At 69.9% G+C, this 16159-nt stretch carries 15 protein-coding genes; 6 read left to right on the top strand and 9 right to left on the bottom strand.

Annotated elements, in window-relative coordinates:
- Nucleotides 1–19 precede the first annotated feature (19 nt).
- Complete coding sequence (locus G8O29_RS09580) at nucleotides 20–1132, bottom strand: methyltransferase (protein WP_166403019.1); 1113 nt, start codon at nucleotides 1130–1132, stop codon at nucleotides 20–22.
- Nucleotides 1129–1992, bottom strand: coding sequence for a polyprenyl synthetase family protein (locus tag G8O29_RS09575; RefSeq protein WP_166403018.1), 864 nt, complete (start codon nucleotides 1990–1992; stop codon nucleotides 1129–1131). Before G8O29_RS09575 ends, G8O29_RS09580 begins: the two co-directional genes overlap by 4 nt.
- A gap of 110 nt (nucleotides 1993–2102) precedes the next feature.
- Here G8O29_RS09575 and crtD point away from each other — a divergent pair, with 110 nt between their 5' ends.
- Nucleotides 2103–3668 carry a 1-hydroxycarotenoid 3,4-desaturase CrtD gene (gene crtD / locus G8O29_RS09570; RefSeq protein WP_166403017.1) on the top strand — a complete coding sequence of 522 codons (1566 nt, stop codon included), beginning with the start codon at nucleotides 2103–2105 and terminating at the stop codon, nucleotides 3666–3668.
- A complete protein-coding gene (crtC, locus tag G8O29_RS09565) occupies nucleotides 3635–4498 on the top strand; it encodes a carotenoid 1,2-hydratase (protein ID WP_367890162.1) in 864 nt (287 codons plus the stop codon). The genes crtD and crtC overlap by 34 nt, the downstream gene beginning before the upstream one ends.
- On the opposite strand, the gene tspO is transcribed toward crtC, so the two are convergent.
- The 3 genes from tspO to G8O29_RS09550 are packed head-to-tail and all read right to left on the bottom strand — an operon-like array spanning nucleotide 4495 to nucleotide 7626.
- Nucleotides 4495–4983, bottom strand: a complete 489-nt coding sequence (gene tspO / locus G8O29_RS09560; RefSeq protein ID WP_166403016.1) for a tryptophan-rich sensory protein TspO — start codon at nucleotides 4981–4983, stop codon at nucleotides 4495–4497. The two genes, crtC and tspO, sit on opposite strands and share 4 nt — an antisense overlap.
- 55 nt (nucleotides 4984–5038) lie before the next feature.
- Nucleotides 5039–6049 carry a 15-cis-phytoene synthase gene (gene crtB, locus G8O29_RS09555; RefSeq protein ID WP_166403015.1) on the bottom strand — a complete coding sequence of 337 codons (1011 nt, stop codon included), beginning with the start codon at nucleotides 6047–6049 and terminating at the stop codon, nucleotides 5039–5041.
- Nucleotides 6046–7626, bottom strand: coding sequence for a phytoene desaturase (locus G8O29_RS09550; protein WP_166403014.1), 1581 nt, complete (start codon nucleotides 7624–7626; stop codon nucleotides 6046–6048). Before G8O29_RS09550 ends, crtB begins: the two co-directional genes overlap by 4 nt.
- Nucleotides 7627–7710: 84 nt before the next feature.
- Between G8O29_RS09550 and crtA the strand changes: the two genes are divergently transcribed.
- From crtA to bchO, 4 genes are read left to right on the top strand one after another with little or no spacing between them, the layout of a single operon-like run.
- On the top strand, nucleotides 7711–8478 hold the full coding sequence (gene crtA, locus G8O29_RS09545; protein WP_367890161.1) for a spheroidene monooxygenase: 768 nt from the start codon (nucleotides 7711–7713) through the stop codon (nucleotides 8476–8478).
- Entirely contained in the window at nucleotides 8475–9527 is a 1053-nt protein-coding gene (gene bchI, locus G8O29_RS09540) for a magnesium chelatase ATPase subunit I (protein ID WP_166403013.1), read from the top strand. Before crtA ends, bchI begins: the two co-directional genes overlap by 4 nt.
- Nucleotides 9527–11182 (top strand): magnesium chelatase subunit D, encoded by a 1656-nt coding sequence (locus G8O29_RS09535; RefSeq protein ID WP_166403012.1) that lies wholly within the window; start codon nucleotides 9527–9529, stop codon nucleotides 11180–11182. Before bchI ends, G8O29_RS09535 begins: the two co-directional genes overlap by 1 nt.
- Nucleotide 11183: 1 nt before the next feature.
- On the top strand, nucleotides 11184–12083 hold the full coding sequence (bchO, locus tag G8O29_RS09530; protein WP_166403011.1) for an alpha/beta fold hydrolase BchO: 900 nt from the start codon (nucleotides 11184–11186) through the stop codon (nucleotides 12081–12083).
- Between the two features lie 104 nt (nucleotides 12084–12187).
- On the opposite strand, the gene idi is transcribed toward bchO, so the two are convergent.
- From idi to chlG, 4 genes are read right to left on the bottom strand one after another with little or no spacing between them, the layout of a single operon-like run.
- Nucleotides 12188–12757 carry an isopentenyl-diphosphate delta-isomerase gene (gene idi / locus G8O29_RS09525; protein WP_242679033.1) on the bottom strand — a complete coding sequence of 190 codons (570 nt, stop codon included), beginning with the start codon at nucleotides 12755–12757 and terminating at the stop codon, nucleotides 12188–12190.
- Entirely contained in the window at nucleotides 12748–13926 is a 1179-nt protein-coding gene (locus G8O29_RS09520) for a geranylgeranyl diphosphate reductase (protein WP_166403010.1), read from the bottom strand. The genes idi and G8O29_RS09520 overlap by 10 nt, the downstream gene beginning before the upstream one ends.
- Nucleotides 13927–13928: 2 nt before the next feature.
- Nucleotides 13929–15212, bottom strand: a complete 1284-nt coding sequence (locus G8O29_RS09515) for a BCD family MFS transporter (protein ID WP_166403009.1) — start codon at nucleotides 15210–15212, stop codon at nucleotides 13929–13931.
- Nucleotides 15209–16108 carry a chlorophyll synthase ChlG gene (gene chlG, locus G8O29_RS09510; protein ID WP_166403008.1) on the bottom strand — a complete coding sequence of 300 codons (900 nt, stop codon included), beginning with the start codon at nucleotides 16106–16108 and terminating at the stop codon, nucleotides 15209–15211. The genes G8O29_RS09515 and chlG overlap by 4 nt, the downstream gene beginning before the upstream one ends.
- Nucleotides 16109–16159 lie beyond the last annotated feature (51 nt).

The following is a 16159-nucleotide window of genomic DNA, read 5'->3' as shown; positions in this document are numbered from 1 at the left end:
GGGCGAATATGTCGCGTTATCAAGGCCGGTTGGCCGTCACGACCGAGGTCACATAGGGCCGATCGCCCGGGCATTGGCGCAGATCGGTGAAACCTGTTGCACGCAACCGTCCCGCGATCTCGGCCGCAGACCGGGTCCGGCCGGTCCGCATCGCCAGCGTGTAGATGGCGAAATAGACGTCCGTCGCAGGGTCCGGCCTGTCGCCGCCCGACATCGGCTCTGACACCAGGATCATTCCGCCCGGCGGCAGGGCGGCGTGGACTTTGGCCAGGAGGGCGGCCACCGTCGCATCGTCGTGGTCGTAAAGCACCCGGATCAGGCTGATCGCGTCCGCACCCACCGGCAGCGGGTCGCTGCGGAAGCTGCCGGGATGCAGGGAAATCCGGTCCCGCAGCGCCGCGGGCACCCCGGCCAGCACGGCGGGCATGTCGAACAGCGACAGCTTCAGCCCGGGGTGCACGCGGCCCACCTCGGCGAGGAACGCCCCCGTGCCCCCGCCCACATCCAGCAGATGGCTCCGCTTCGACAGGTCCACCAGCCGCAGCGTGTCCTCGGCCACCAGCACCTGGCTTTCCGCCATCAGCCGACTGTAGCGCGCCGCCAGCCCTGCGTCCTCTTGCGCCAGGGCCCCGAAGACATAGGGCCAGAACCCGGCAAGCTCCGTCTCGGTCTGACCCCGGAAAAACGCCAGCGGATCAGACAGATCGCGATAAAGCACATGGTGATGCCTGACCATCGGCTCCAGCCCGGGCACGGTCAGGAAGGCCGCCCCGCGCGGGGCCAGATGCCAGCGGCCCCTGCGATCGCCGGACAACAGCCTCAACGCCGCCCCCGCGCGCAAAAGCACCTCCAGCGGCGCTGGCGGAATGGCGCAATGCCGCGACAGATCCTCGGTCGTCTTGGCGCCCGAGGCGAGGACATGAAGCACCCGCCCCTCGACCAGCGCCACCAGCGCCTGCGATTGGACGAAACCCGAGATGACCTGAAACAGAGCCGCCCCCTCTGCCCTGGCCTTCCAGCGCAGACCGGGGATGCGGGCAGCCAGCCGGTGGAACCGGGGCGACAGCGCCAGGCGGGTCAGAAACCCCAGCGCCTCGGGCCGCGCGGGCGGCGGGCGCGGCTCGGCGTTCATCTGGCGGCCTCGGGCAGGACGGTCATCTTGCGGGCATAGGCCGTGACCAGACCCGCCAGCATCGCCTCGCCAGGGCAGGACGGAATCGACGCGATCGCCCCCGCCAGGATATCCTTCATATGCGCGACCGCCCCCTCGACCCCCATCGCCTGCACGGCATTCGGCCGCAGATGCGCCGCATCCTGCCCGGCAGGTTTGCCGATCTGATCGCTGGTCAGCAGCGCATCCTTCAGGTCATCCGCCACCTGGAAGGCCGCCCCGATCCGGTCGCCCAGTTCCGTCCAGGGCTCGGCCTCCTGCCCTGCCGCCAGCGCCCCCATCTGGGTCGCCGCGACGAACAGGGCCGCCGTCTTGGCCCGATGGTAGGCCAGAAGGTCCACCTTCGGCTCGCTCTCCCAGGCCTGGCCCGCGCAGATCCCGAAGGGCGCGCCGGTGTGCCGCGCCAGCGCCCCGGTCAGCGCAAGCGCGCGGTCGGGGGCATGGTGCCCCGCCTTCGCAAGCACCTCGAAGGCAAGGACGATCAGGCTGTCCCCGGCCAGCACCGCCAGGGGCTCGCTGAACGCGCGATGGACCGTGGGCTTGCCCCGCCGCAGGTCGGCGTCGTCGAAGGCGGGCAGGTCGTCATGCACAAGACTGGCGCAATGGATCAGCTCCAGCGCCACCGCCGCCGCGGTGGAAAGCTCCGGCCGGTCGTCGCCGCAGGCCGTGGCCACCGCCAGAAGGATCGTCGGCCGGATCCGCGCGCCCCCCGGGAAAACCGCATAGGGGATCGCCGCCGCCAGCTTCGGCGGCGCGTCCTTCCGGTTCAGGGGCGCAAGGCTGTCGTGAAGGGCCTTCTCGATACGCTCGGCGAATGGCACGGCGGAGGACTCCTCTCTGGGCCTGTCGATTCAGTTTGGCATTGCGGCCGGCATGTGTAAACTTGAATTTACACCAGTCTGTCTTTCAAAGCTGACAAGAGGCGATCCGAATGCCCTCCGCCGATGTGAAAGGCCAGCCCCGCGCGGTGGTGATCGGCGCCGGAATGGGGGGGCTGGCCGCCGCGATCCGCCTTGCCGCCGCGGGCTGCCGCGTGACCGTGGTCGAGGCCGCCAAGACCCCCGGCGGCAAGGCCCGCGCCCGCGAAACCCCGGCCGGACCGGCGGCGATGGGTCCCACCGTCCTGACCCTGCGGTCCGAGGTCGATGCGCTTTTCGCGCTCTGCGGCACCACCACCGAGGCCGAGGTCGGGATCACCCGCCTCCCCCGCCTCGCCCGCCACTGGTGGCCGGGCTCCGGCCCCCTCGACCTTTTCCCCGACCGCGAGGCCAACGTCGAGGCGATCCGCGCCTTCGCCGGCGACCGTGAGGCGCAAGGCTTCGCCCGCTTCGACACCGCCGCCCGCGCCCTCTACGACGCCTTCGAACAGCCCGTCATGCGGGCCGCCAGACCCGACCTTGCCGCCATCGCCCGCACCACCCTGACCAAACCCGGACTCTGGCCCGCCCTCCTTCCCGGCATGACGCTGGACCGCTGGCTGACGCAGTTCTTCCGCGACCCGCGCCTGCGCCAGCTTTTCGGCCGCTACGCGACCTACGTCGGTGGCCGCCCCGCCCACACGCCCGCCGTCCTGTCGCTGGTCTGGCAGGCCGAGGCGCAGGGCGTCTGGGCCGTGACCGACGGCATCCAGGCCCTCGCCGCTGCCCTTGCCCGCGCAGCCGAACGCCTGGGCGTCCGCTTCCACTACGCCACCCAAGCCCGCCGCATCACCCGCCAGTCCGGCCGCGTCGCCCATGTGGAAACCGACCAGGGCCACCACCCCGCCGACATCGTCGTCTTCAACGGCGACCCGCGTGCGCTTGCCGACGGCCATCTTGGAGAGGCCGCCCAATCCGCCCTCACCCCCCCCGGCAAACCCAGCCTTTCCGCCTGGGTCTGGTCCTTCGCCGCCATCCCGCAAGGCCCCCGCGCGCAGGACCTGATCCACCACAACCTCTTCTTCACCGCCGACCCAAGCGCCGAATTCGGCCCCATCGGCGCGGGGAGGATGCCCGACAGCCCCACCCTCTACCTCAACGCCCAGGACCGCGAGCTGGGGCCGACACCCGCCACCGAACGCTTCCAGATCATCCTGAACGCCCCGGCAGGCCAGCCCGACCACAAGGACGAGGACCAATCATGCCACGACCGCACCTTCCCAGCCTTGGGCTTGATGGGCCTGACCTTCTCGCCCCCACCGGGATCCGAGGCGCTGACCCGACCGAAGGACCTCGCGGCGCGGTTCCCGGCCTCCCTGGGCGCGATTTACGGGGCCTCGCCCGAGGGGACGCTGGCGGCCTTCCGGCGTCCGGTGGCGCGGACCGGCCTGCCGGGGCTCTACCTCGCGGGGGGCGGCGTGCATCCGGGGGCGGGGGTGCCGATGGCGCTGCTCTCCGGCAGGCAGGCCGCCTTACAGGCGCTTCAGGACCTGACTTCAGCCTCGACGTCGGCCCGGACGGCTATGCCTGGTGGTATGTCGACGGCATCTCTGACGACGGGACCAAGGCCGTCTCGCTGATCGCCTTCATCGGCTCGGTCTTCTCGCCCTGGTACAAATGGTCGGGCAGGCGCGAGCCGCAAAACCACTGCTGCCTCAACGTCGTCACCTCCGGCCTCAACGGCCGCTTCACCATGACCGACCGGGGCCGCTCTGCCTTGCGCCAATCCCCGGACCGGCTTCAGATCGGCCCCTCCTCCGTCACCTGGACCGGCAAGGAACTGGTCATCGAGGTCAACGAATGGGGCGCCCCGCCCATGGTCACGCCCGTCCGGGGCCGTGTCGTGCTGACCCCCCGTGCCGTCACGCGGACCGAGGTCCTCCTGACCCCCGACGCCGCCCATCTCTGGCGCCCCTTCGCTCCGATCGCCGACATCGAGGTCAGCCTCACCCAGGGCCACCGCTGGCGCGGCCACGGCTATTTCGACGCCAATTTCGGCACCCGCGCGCTGGAAGCCGACTTCGCTTTCTGGACCTGGGGCCGCTACCCGCTGCGGGACCGCGCGATGTGCTTCTACGACGCGACCTTGCGCGACGGCCGCCACTTCGACCTTGCAGTGGAAATCACCCCCGACGGAGAGGTGCGCGAAACCACCGCCCCCCCGCGCACGCGCTTCCAGCGCAACCCCTGGGCCGTCCGCCGCGAAACCCGCGCCGATCGGGGCACGAAACCCCGCCCGCACCTGTCGCTGCTGGAGGCCCCGTTCTACTCCCGCGCGCTGGTGGAAACGACCATCGACGGCGAACGCACCCTCGGGATGCACGAGGCGCTGGATCTTGTCCGCTTCCGCCAGCCGCTTCTGAAACCGATGCTCGCGGTGAGGGTCCCGCGCCGGGCACTCTGGCCTTAAACGGTCACTGGCCCCTTCGCCTGATCCGGGTTCAACGACACCACCGACCAGTTCAGCGCCCCCGCCACCGTGACCCAGGTGAGGTAAGGCACGAACAGAAGCCCCGCGATCCAGTCCAACCGCCAGAACGCGACCAGCGTCGCGGCCACCGCAAGCCACAACAGCGCCAGCACCAGCATCCCCGCCCGCATCCGCCGCAGCCCGAAAAAGACCGGCGTCCACAGGCAGTTGAGCCCCATCTGCAAGGTATAAAGCGCGAGCGCCATGCCGACGGCCGGGGTCGCCCCCGCCTGCCGCGCCACCCGCTCTGCCGCCAGCGACATGCACAGATAAAGCGTGGTCCAGGCCACCGGGAACAGCCAGTTCGGAGGGGTCCAGACGGGCTTTTTCAACGCCTCATACCATGCGCCCGGCGAAAACATCGCGCCGGTCGCGGCGGCAGGCCCGCAGGCCAGAAGAAAGACAAGGAACACCCAGATATCCATCGCATCACCCTAGCGGTAACGCAGGCCGAACGCCAGCGCCGTCCGGGTGGTTCCCTCAGCCCGCCGCCCCGCGCCGGTCGCGCGCCTCGAGCTGTGCCAGAATTTGCAGCAGGGTCTCGGACCGCTGCGGCCGCGCCGACCGCTGGCCCGCCGCCTCGACCAGAAAGGCCACCTCGGGCACCGGCCGGGCATGCAGCTGCGCGGGCTGCGGCATGAGATGGGACAGGACCGCCGACCCCGCCGCCCGTCCCATCAGCGCCAGCTTCTGCCCGCGCGAGGTCCGCGCGCGCCGGGTCACGCTGTCGAACCCCGCCCGCGCCACTTGCGACCCGATGGCTGCATAGATATGCCGCGCCGCCGCGATCCCCAGCCGGCAGTCGGACGGCAGCGATGACACGCCCGCCTCTGCCCGCCGGTAAAGATCATCGGCCACCGCCAGAAGCCGCCGCACCACCCCGGCCAGCGCCGCCGATGGCCGGGGGTCCGCAAGGAACGCATCGGCGTCGATCCCCGCCTCCTCAAGCCAGTCCAGGGGCAGGAACAACCGCCCCGCCCGCGCATCCTCGCCCACGTCGCGGGCGATGTTGGTCAGCTGCATCGCCAGCCCCAGGTCCGCCGCCCGCGCCAGCGCATCGGGATCGCGCACCCGCATCAGCACGCACATCATCACGCCGACACTCGACGCGACCCGCGCGCTGTAGGCGTGCAGGTCGGCCAGGCTGGCATAGCGCCGCCCCATCGCATCCCAGGCGAGCCCCTCCAGCAGCGCATCGGGCAAGGCGCGCGGCATGTCGAAATCCCGCACTACCGTTGCGAAAGCCCGGTCCGAAGGCCGCGGCTCCGGTCGTCCGGCATAGATCAGGTCCAGCCGCTCGCGCAGCCGCAGGACGGCATGCACCTTGTCCTGCACCTCGTCCACATCGTCATCCGCCACCCGGCAGAAGGCATACAAGGCCAGCGCCGGGTCTCGTACCCTTGCGGGCAACAGGCGACTGGCCGCATGAAACGACAGGCTCCCGGTGCGGATCATCGCCCGGCAGGCCGCCATGTCCTCCGCCGCGATCATTCCGCCGCCATCCGCACGGACGCCCGCGCCGCAACCGGAGCATCCGGCACCAGCGAGGCCAGCACCTCCGCCGTCCCGATCACCCCCGGCACGCCCGCGCCCGGATGCGTCCCCGCGCCCGCCAGATACAGGCCCGGCAGTTCTTCGGACACATTATGCGGCCGGAACCAGGCCGATTGCAGGATGCGCGGCTCCAGCGAGAAGCCCGCCCCATGCGGCGACAGATAGCGGTCGCGGAAGGTTTCGGGCGTGAAGACCAGGCTTTCCGTCACCCGGCCCGTGAGGCCCGGCAACAGCCGTTCCTCCAGCACTTTCAGCATCTTCTGCCTGTAGGGCTCGGCCTCCTGCGCCCAGTCCACCCCGTTGTCATGCCCCAGATGCGGCACCGGCGACAGGACGTAGAAGGTGTCGTCCCCTTCCGGCGCAACGGACGGATCGGTGACCGAGGGGCGGTGGACATACAGGCTCATGTCCTCGGACAGTTTCCCGGTCTGGAAGATGTCGCGGATATGCGCGCGATAGCGCGGGCCCACGACGATGGAATGATGCCCGACCTCGGGCCACATCTCCCTCGTCCCCCTGGTCCCGAAATACCAGACGAAGAGGCTCATCGACCAGCGCGACCGCATCAGGCGCGGAGCAGTCCAGCGCTTCACCGGCTGCTTGCGCAACAGCCGCGTATAGGTCGTCCCCGGATCGGCGTTCGACACCACGACATCCGCCGCCAGCACCCGCCCATCCGCCAGCTTCACGCCCGACGCCCGGCCGCCAGCGACCAGCACCTCGTCCGCCTCGACCCCCTGCACGACGAACCCGCCCTGATCCCGGACCACCGCCGCCATGGCCTCGGCAATCGCCTGCACGCCGCCCATCGCATAGTGAACGCCAAAGGCCCGCTCCAGATGGCTGACCAGCGCATACATGCTGGTCACATGGAACGGATCGCCCCCGATGAACAACGGATGGAACGACAGCGCAAAGCGTAGCCGTTCGTCCTTCACCCGCCGCGCCGCATGGGCATGGACCGACCGATCCGCCCGATACCAGGCGAACTTCGGCAGCACCTTGATCAGATCGACCAGCCTGTGCATCGACCGGCGCCCCAGGTCCTCGAACCCGAACCAGTAGCGCGCCTCGGCGTCCTTCAGGAACCGCCGGAACCCCGGCAGATCACCCGGCGACAGCCGCGCCACCTCGGCCTCCATCCGCGCATCGCCCGGCCCCATCGTGAAGCTCGACCCATCCTGCCAGAGGATCCTGTAATACGGGTCCATCGGCACCAGCCGCACGTCCCGGTCGAAGTCGCGCCCACACACGGCCCACAACTCGCGCAGCGTCTGCGGCACCGTCACGATCGTCGGCCCCAGATCGAACCGGTGGCCCCCTTGCGTGATCGAGGACCCCCGCCCCCCCGGCCGGTCCAGCCGGTCCACCACCGTCACCTGCCAGCCCTTGGCCCCCAGCCGCATCGCCGAGGCAAGGCCCCCAAGCCCCGCGCCGATCACGACGGCCCGCCCGCGGCCATCCAGTGCAGAGGGCAGCCTGTCAACCTGGCCGGACCGAGTGTGCTGTGTCATGCCCCCAGCCTATACTGTCCGCCCAGATTTACAACTTGCCTTTTTGCCTGCCAAAACAGGGCGATTTAGCTTCCCTGCGGCCGCATTAAGTGTAATCTTATCCTTACACATGGGCCGGAGGATCGACTCATTTCCGTTGCCACGCTCAGCCTCTTCCGCTTTTCGTCCCCCATGAGCCGCATCTGGGTGATCGGGCAGATGGCGCTTGCGCGGCCTCGAAGGCTCTGGTCCGGCGCGCGGTTCGTGAAACTCTGCGGGTCGGGCACCGGCGAAGGCTTCACGCCCCGGCCCAACTGGTCGGTCTGGGCGATCTTCGCCGTCTGGCCCGACCTCGAAAAGGCCCGCGACCACATCGCCAACCACCGCGTCATCTCTCGCTGGCGCACCCGTGCGGCGGAAAGCTGGACCGTGTTCCTCAGCCCCTTCTCCGCCCGCGGCGCCTGGGCCGGGGTCAACCCGCTGACCGACACCACGGACCCGCAGGCCCATAACGGCCCCATCGCCGCCCTGACCCGCGCCACCGTCAAACCCCGGCACGCCCCGGCCTTCTGGGCCCGCGTCCCCGACATTTCTGCCCGCATCGGCGCCGACCGGAATGTCCTCTTCAAGATCGGCATCGGCGAGGTTCCCCTGCTTCACCAGGTCACCTTCTCGATCTGGCCCGACGCCGCCCGCATGGCCGAATTTGCCCGCCACATGGGCCCCCACGCCGCCGCGATGAAAGCCGCCCGCGACAACGGCTGGTTCGCGGAAGAATTCTACGCCCGCTTCCACGTCCTTGGCACCCAAGGGCAATGGAGCGGCACCGACCCCCTCGCCGGGGCCCGGGATACAGAAAGGCACGCCGCATGACCGCGCTTTACCGCCCGAAATCACCCGCCCAGGCGGCCACCGGCCCGAAACCGCCCTTCCCCTTCACCGCCATCGTCGGCCAGGACGACATGCGGCTTGCGATGGTCCTCACCGCCATCGACCCGATGATCGGTGGCGTTCTGGTGTTCGGCGACCGCGGCACCGGCAAATCCACCGCCGTCCGGGGCCTCGCTGCCCTTCTGCCCCCCATCCGCGCCGTGGCCTCCTGCCCGGTGAACAGCGCCGATCCGTCGCAATGCCCGCCTTGGGCCGACATCCCCGACGCATCCGTCATCGACAAGCCGACCCCGGTCGTGGACCTGCCCCTCGGCGTGTCGGAGGATCGCGTGACCGGCGCCCTCGACGTCGAACGCGCGATCGCGGCGGGCGTCAAGGCCTTCGAGCCCGGCCTCCTCGCCCGCGCCAACCGGGGCTATCTCTACATCGACGAAGTGAACCTCCTCGAAGACCACATCGTCGATCTCCTGCTCGACGTCGCCCAATCCGGCGAGAACGTGGTGGAACGCGACGGCCTTTCCATCCGCCACCCCGCCCGCTTCGTCCTCGTGGGTTCCGGCAACCCCGAGGAAGGCGACCTCCGCCCCCAACTCCTCGACCGCTTCGGCCTGTCGGTAGAGGTCCGCTCCCCCCGCGACATCGCCACCCGCGTCGAAGTGGTGCTGAGACGCGAAGCCTATGAGGCCGACCCCTATGCCTTCGCCGCCACCTGGGCACCCGAGGAAGCCAGGCTCCGCACCACCATCCTGAACGCCCGCGCCGCCCTCCCCAAAGTCCAGACCCCCCGCGCCGCCCTCGAAGACTGCGCGAGCCTCTGCATCGCGCTTGGCTCCGACGGCGTGCGCGGCGAACTCACCCTCCTCCGCGCCGCCCGCGCCCTTGCCGCCAGCGAAGCCGCGCCCTCCGTCACCCGCGACCACCTGCGCCGCGTGGCTGCCATGGCCCTAGGCCACCGCCTCCGCCGCGACCCGCTGGACGAAGCCGGGGCGGCAGACCGCGTCGCCCGCGCCGTATCCGAGACCCTCGCCTGATGGACCCCTGGGCGCGCCTCTCCCTCGCGCTGCGCATCCTCGCCGTCGATCCGGTGGGCATGGGCGGCCTCTGGCTGCGCTCCCGCGCCGGCCCCATCCGCGACATCGCCACCACGGCCCTCGCGCAAACCCCTTTCGACCGCCCCCAGCGCCGCCTGTCCCCCAACATCGACGACCTCGCCCTTCTGGGAGGCCCCGACCCCGTCGCCACCCTCGCCGCAGGCCACCCCGTCCACCGCCCCGGCCTCCTCTCCGACCCCGCCCTCCTGATCCTGCCGATGGCGGAATCCGCCCCCCCGTCCCTCACCGCCCGCCTCGCCCAGGCCCTCGACCGCGGCCACCACGCCCTCATTGCCCTGGATGAGGCCGCCGAAGACGGCGAAGGCCTTCCCTCCGCCCTCTCCGACCGCCTCGGTCTCTTCCTCACCCTCGACGGCGACCGCGCCCCGAAACGGCTCCCGAGACCCATCGGCAAACGCACCCTCGCCAAAGCCCGCGCCCTCTACCCGCAAGTCACCGTCCCGCAGGACCTGACCGAGGCCCTCGCCCAACTCGCCGCCCGCTTGCGGATAGACTCCCCCCGCGCCCTCCTCACCACCCGCCGCGCCGCCCGCGCCATCGCCGCGCTGGACGGTCGCTCGGAAGTCACCGAAACCGACCTCATCCAAGCCGCCGAACTCGGCCTCGCCCACCGCGCGCTGCCCGAAGCCGAGGCCCAGCCCGATCAGCCGCCCGAGCCTCCGCCGCCCGACCAACCCGACACCCCGGACGCTCAACCCGAAGAACAAGACCTCGAGAACCTCGCCGACCTCCTGATCGAGGCCGCCCAGGCCGCCCTCCCCCCCGACATCCTCGCCAAGCTGCAAGCCGACCGCGCCAACCGCGCCGCGCGGGGGGCCTCCGGCACCGGCTCCGCAAAAGCAGGCAACCGCCGTGGCCGCCCGCTCCCGTCAAGACCCGGCCGCCCCGACGGCCAGTCCCGCATCGACCTCGTGGCAACGCTCAGAAAAGCCGCCCCCTGGCAGGTCCTGCGGAAACGCCACGACCCGCACGACCGCGCGCTGATCGTCCACCGCTCCGACCTCCGCCTGAAACGCTACAGGCAGGTCTCCGACCGCGTCCTGATCTTCATCGTCGATGCCTCCGGCTCCTCCGCCATGGCCCGCCTCGGCGAAGCCAAAGGGGCCGTCGAACTGATGCTCGCGCAAGCCTACAGCCGCCGCGACCACGTCGCCCTTGTCGTTCTGCGCGGGCAACAGGCCGAGCTGATCCTCCCCCCCACCCGCAGCCTGACCACCACCAAGGCCCGGCTCCGTGGCCTGCCAGGGGGAGGCGGCACCCCCCTCGCCTCGGGCCTCGCGACCGCCCTCGACACCGCGCTGCGCGCAAGACGCCAAGGCATGACCCCCAGCCTTGCCCTCCTGACCGACGGCCGCGCCAACATCGCGCTGAACGGCCAGCCGGACCGCGTCCAGGCGCAACTGGACGCCCACCGGATCGCCACCGCCATCCGCGCCGCCGGGATCGCCGCCGTCACGCTGGACGTCGCCAACCGCCCGCAACCGGCCCTTGCCGATCTGGCACAGGTCATGCACAGCCGCTATGTTCCGCTTCCTCGGGCCGACGCCCGGGCGATTGCCGCAACCCTGGCCTGACATGACCCCCGCCGCGCTCCCCGCCGACTGGCCCTTCAAGGCCCAATCGAGCCTCGTCTCCACCGGCCGCCAGCGGTTCTGGGTGATCGACACCGGCCCGCCCGAACATTCCGGGGACACCCCCGCCCTCCTCCTCCTCCACGGGACCGGAGCCTCCGGCCACAGCTTCGCACGCACGATCCCCGGCCTCGCGCAGCACTACCGCACCATCACCCCCGACCTCCCCGGCCACGGCTGCTCTGCCAAGGGCTTCGCAGGCCGCCTTGGCCTAGACGCCATGGCGCAGGACCTCTGGACCCTGTGCGACACGCTTCAAGTCCAGCCCCAGGCCATCATCGGCCACTCCGCCGGTGCCGCCATCGGCCTGCGCATGGCCGAACTGCGCCCCGTCCCCCAGGTCATCGGCCTGAACGCGGCACTCGGAGAATTCGACGGCGCCGCCGCCTTCCTCTTCCCGATCCTCGCCAGGGGCCTTGCCACCCTGCCTTTCGCCGCCTCCGCCATCACCGCCTTCTTCGGCCGCCCCGGCACGGTGGACCGCATCCTTGCGGGCACCGGCTCCCCCCTCGATGCCGAGGGTCGCGCGCGCTACCTGACGCTGGTCCGCGACCCCGATCACGTCACGGGGACCTTGGGCATGATGGCCGAGTGGAGACTTCAGGGCCTCCTCAACCGCCTCCCTCAGACGGCAACGAAAGTCACCCTGATCGCCTCCGAGGGCGACCGCGCCGTCCCCGCACAGGTCTCGATCGACGCGGCCAAACGCATCCCCGGCGCGAAACTGCACCTTTTGCCGAAACTCGGCCACCTGGCGCATGAGGAAACCGAGGACGGCCTGTCAGCCCTGATCCTCAAGGTGCTTGCGCAGAACGGATCACCCGAGACCCCGCCCCGGACTTGATCCGGAACCCCGCCCCGGACTTGATCCGGGAGCCCGCCCCGGACTTGATCCGGGGCCTCCTGTTGACCCACGAGGCCCCGGATCAAGTCCGGGGCGGGGTTCCTTCAGACCGATCCCGCGATTTCCGAACTCTGGAAGATCATTGCCGCGTGGCTCTCCAGATAGATCCGCAGCCAGGGCGTGAACGCCTCCGGCGTCGCCGCAATCTCGGCCCGCAGCGCATCCAGGGAAATCCACCGCACCGCCTGCACCTCGTCGGGGTCCAGCTCCAGGTCCAAAGGCCAGCCAGCCTCGCCCACGAAAACCTCGACCACCTCGTGCTCGATGAGGGGTTCCCGAACCCCCGGCACATCCGCCCGATACTCCACCTGCCCCACATGCCGCAGGTCAAGGCCCGAAATCCCCAACTCCTGCGAAAGCCGCCGCACCGCGCAATCGGCCGCAGCCTCGCCCCACAGGGGATGCGTGCAGCAGGTATTCGCCCAAAGTCCGGGAGTGTGATACTTCCCCGCCGCCCGCTGCTGGATCAGGATCTCCGCGCCGCGCAAGACAAACACCGACACCGCCGGATGACGCAACCCCTGCCGGTGCACGGCCAGCTTGCCGACGGGCACAAGAACACCATCCGGCCCGAAGGCCGGGATCGGCAGGTCGATCGGCTCCATCACGACCATTTCGGACTCACGATCCCCAGCAGGTGCATCACGTTCTTCACCCCGATCTTGAGGTGCGCCAAGGGGCGCGCCGCGACCAGTTTCTTGTTCATGTAGGCCTCGAAGGTCAGCCGCTGCACGTCGATGTCATGGCACAGCGAAACGAACCGCTCGCGCCGCTCGTCGTTGCGATAATAGGCATTCTGCATCGACCGCAAGACCTTGAAGACGGTCCCATGCTCCTTCAGGAACATCTTCCGCGCCATCTTCAGCTCACTGGCGCGCCCGCTCCGCAGGAACGCCATGGCCGCCGTCGCCGCCGCCCGCCCCCCCGCCATCGCGTAATAGATGCCCTCGCCCGAGCTTGGTGCCACAACCCCCGCCGCATCCCCGGCCAGCACCACGTCCCGCCCATTGTCCCACCGATCCAAAGGCTTCAGCGGGATCGGAGCCCCCTCACGCCGGATCGTCTCGCAATCCGTCAGCCCCGCCATCGCCCGCAGGTCCGCCGTGGCCTTCTTCAGATCCACCGCGCCGTCCTCGGTTCCCATCCCCACCGACGCCCTGTCGCCATGCGGGAAGACCCAGCCATAGAAGTCCGGCGAAATCTGCCCGTCATAGACCACATCGCAGCGCACCGGGTCATAGCCCGCATTCGCCGCCGGGGCCTTGATGATCTCGTGATAGGCGATGACGTAAGGAATCCTGTCCCCGCCCGGCACCTCGGCCCGCGCCACGCCCGACTTCGCCCCATCCGCCCCGATCACCACGCGACACAAGGACCGCCGCTCCTGCCCCGACGCCTTCTCGCGCCAGACAACGTGGGTCCCCGCCGCATCCCGCTCCACCCGCAGGAAGGTTCCGGTCAGCCGCTCCGCCCCCACCATCCGCGCGCGATCCCGCAGGAATTCGTCGAAATCCTCGCGGTCCACCATGCCGACATAGCCGCCCTCGATGTGGATATCGACCGCGCGGCCCGTGGGAGAGATCATCCGCGCCGTCCTGATCTTCGCCACCACCAGATGGTCCGGTATGTCGAAATCCCTGATCGCGCGGGGCGGGATCGCGCCCCCGCAGGGCTTGATCCGCCCATCGCGGTCCAGCAACGCCACCTTGCAGCCCGCCCGCGCCAGATCCTCGGCTGCCGTGGCCCCCGAAGGCCCGCCCCCCACCACGAATGCGTCATACATGGTCATTCTCCCGGAACCAGCCGCGTCGAGGCTCTCAGACGGCCCCCGTCAATGATCCGCCAGGCCATCAGCCCGGCGGCTACGAACAACAGCGCCTCCAGCGCAAAGACGATGCCGAAGGCGTTTGCGTTCGACCCCGCCAGCCGCAGCGCATCGACCAGCGCTGCGCCCGCGAACCCGCCCAGCCCCTGAGCAATGGCCTGCGACGCCCCCCAGACGCCCATCCGCGTCCCCTCGCGCCCCGCACGGCCCTGCCCCGCCAGTTGCATCATCGCCCCGATGGACGCGATGGCGAACATGCCCGAGAACACGCCCAACAGGGCGACCGCAGGCGTCAGAAGCCCGATCTGCATCTGCCCAAGCGCCGCAATCACCGCCAGCATCAGCGCCGACCCAAGGCACCCGCCCGTAACCCAGGCGCGCAGGGACCCGATCTTCAGCCCGCTGACGGCGATCCCCACCGCCAGCATGCCCACGAACATCCCCCCATGCTGCGCGCCCGACAGGCTGGTCGAGGCCCCGGGCGAATAGGCGAAGACCAGCCCCGCATAGGGCTCCAGGATCAGCTCCTGAAGGAAGAAGGCGGTCATCGACAGGAAGATGAACAGCGTGAAGACCCGCGTCCGCTGCTCGGCCCAGACCTCCGCCAGCCCCTTCCGCAGCGGGGTCTCGTCCGGCAGCCGAGCCGGAATGACCCGCCGCTCGATGCCCCAGATCGCCGCCGCCGTCAGCAGCACCGCTCCCAGCGTCACAACGCCGACAATCGCCATCAGCCGCGCCGGGCTGTAGGGATCAAGCAGCGCCCCGATCACCCCGGAAGTCACCGCAATCCCGAAAATCATCATCAGCCAGGTGATCGTCGCCGCCGCCGCCCGCCGCGAAGGCGCACAGCCCGAGGCCAGCAACGCGAGCAACGAAGTCCCCGAGGCCCCCGCCCCCATCCCGATCAGCACATAGGCCAGCACCGACCCGGCCAGCCCGACCCCATGCCCCGCGACGCCCAGCGCCACCAGCCACGACGCCAGCGCCGCCCCCAGGGCAAGCACCGCCATGCCCCCGATGATGAACCGCGTCCGGTTGCCCTGCGCATCCGACAGGAACCCCCAGCTTGGCCGCGTGATCTGCACAAAGGAATGCAGCGCCACCAGCGCCCCCGACAGCATCGCAGGCAGCGCCAGTTCCACCACCATCAGCCGGTTCAAGGTCGAGGTCGTCAGCACCACCACCGCCCCGATGCACAACTGCACCAGCCCAAGCCGGACGATCTGAAGCCAGCTCAAGGTCATGCCAACCCCCTGATCGCAAAAGCGGAAATCATCATGCCGGTGACATACAGCACCACACCCGTCCCGTTGTACCAGGGCGCCTTGCCCTTCGGATCGCGGAACAGCACCCGCATCGCCGCGACCTGCGCGGCCAGCAGAGCGGCCACCGCCAAGGCATGCCAGGGCGCACACCAGATCAGCAGCAGCGCCACCACCAGCGCCTGCGCCATGCCCATCACCGTGCAGGCGATCTTCGCCGCCACTTCCGGCCCCAGCACCACCGGCAACGACCGCACGCCATGCTGCCGGTCGCCCTCCAAGGCCTTGAAATCGTTCAGCGTCATGATCCCGTGCGCCCCGAAAGCATAAAGCCCCGCGATCACCACGGTCTCGAACCTCGGTGCAGTCCCCAGCAATACTGCGGCCCCGGTGAACCAGGGCAGCCCCTCATAGGACAGGCCCACCAGCCCCGGCCCCCACCAGCCCGACCGCTTCAGCCGGATCGGTTCCGCCGAGTAAGCCCAGGCCGCAATGACTCCGACCACCGTCGCCCCGAAGCCCCATGGCCCCAAAAGCCACCCGACCGCCAGCGACAGCGCCGTCATCGCCAGCGCGATCCACAGGCCCCAGCGCCCCGGTATCCGCCCCGAAGGGATCGGCCGATCCGGCTCGTTCACCGCATCCACATGCCGGTCGCACCAGTCGTTCGCTGCCTGGCTCATCCCGCAGACAATGGGACCTGCCAGCACCATCCCCAGAACCACCGTCCCCCAGTTCGCGCCCAAGGGCACGCCCGAGGACACCGCCCCGCACAGAAACGCCCAGATCGGCGGGAACCAGGTGATCGGCTTGATCAGCCGCAGCATCGCGCGCGGTTCAGGCCAGCTGTGCGGGGTATGGATGAGTGCGTCGCTCATCTGTCAATTAAGCCTGACACTTTCGAGTCTGGCAAGGATTACATTGCCGCA

The organism is Rhodobacter calidifons, assembly GCF_011174775.1.
Classification (GTDB): domain Bacteria; phylum Pseudomonadota; class Alphaproteobacteria; order Rhodobacterales; family Rhodobacteraceae; genus Tabrizicola; species Tabrizicola calidifons.
This window is presented reverse-complemented; position numbering and strand designations above follow the sequence as displayed.

Excerpts from the sequence above, each read along its gene's own strand:
- G8O29_RS09520 (WP_166403010.1), bottom strand. The coding sequence starts at position 13,926 with ATGTATGACGCATTCGTGGTGGGGGGCGGGCCTTCGGGGGCCACGGCA.
- tspO (WP_166403016.1), bottom strand. The coding sequence starts at position 4,983 with ATGGATATCTGGGTGTTCCTTGTCTTTCTTCTGGCCTGCGGGCCTGCC.
- bchO (WP_166403011.1), top strand. The coding sequence starts at position 11,184 with ATGACCCCCGCCGCGCTCCCCGCCGACTGGCCCTTCAAGGCCCAATCG.
- chlG (WP_166403008.1), bottom strand. The coding sequence starts at position 16,108 with ATGAGCGACGCACTCATCCATACCCCGCACAGCTGGCCTGAACCGCGC.
- bchI (WP_166403013.1), top strand. The coding sequence starts at position 8,475 with ATGACCGCGCTTTACCGCCCGAAATCACCCGCCCAGGCGGCCACCGGC.
- G8O29_RS09580 (WP_166403019.1), bottom strand. The coding sequence starts at position 1,132 with ATGAACGCCGAGCCGCGCCCGCCGCCCGCGCGGCCCGAGGCGCTGGGG.
- idi (WP_242679033.1), bottom strand. The coding sequence starts at position 12,757 with ATGGTCGTGATGGAGCCGATCGACCTGCCGATCCCGGCCTTCGGGCCG.
- G8O29_RS09515 (WP_166403009.1), bottom strand. The coding sequence starts at position 15,212 with ATGACCTTGAGCTGGCTTCAGATCGTCCGGCTTGGGCTGGTGCAGTTG.
- G8O29_RS09535 (WP_166403012.1), top strand. The coding sequence starts at position 9,527 with ATGGACCCCTGGGCGCGCCTCTCCCTCGCGCTGCGCATCCTCGCCGTC.
- crtB (WP_166403015.1), bottom strand. The coding sequence starts at position 6,049 with ATGATCGCGGCGGAGGACATGGCGGCCTGCCGGGCGATGATCCGCACC.
- crtD (WP_166403017.1), top strand. The coding sequence starts at position 2,103 with ATGCCCTCCGCCGATGTGAAAGGCCAGCCCCGCGCGGTGGTGATCGGC.
- G8O29_RS09550 (WP_166403014.1), bottom strand. The coding sequence starts at position 7,626 with ATGACACAGCACACTCGGTCCGGCCAGGTTGACAGGCTGCCCTCTGCA.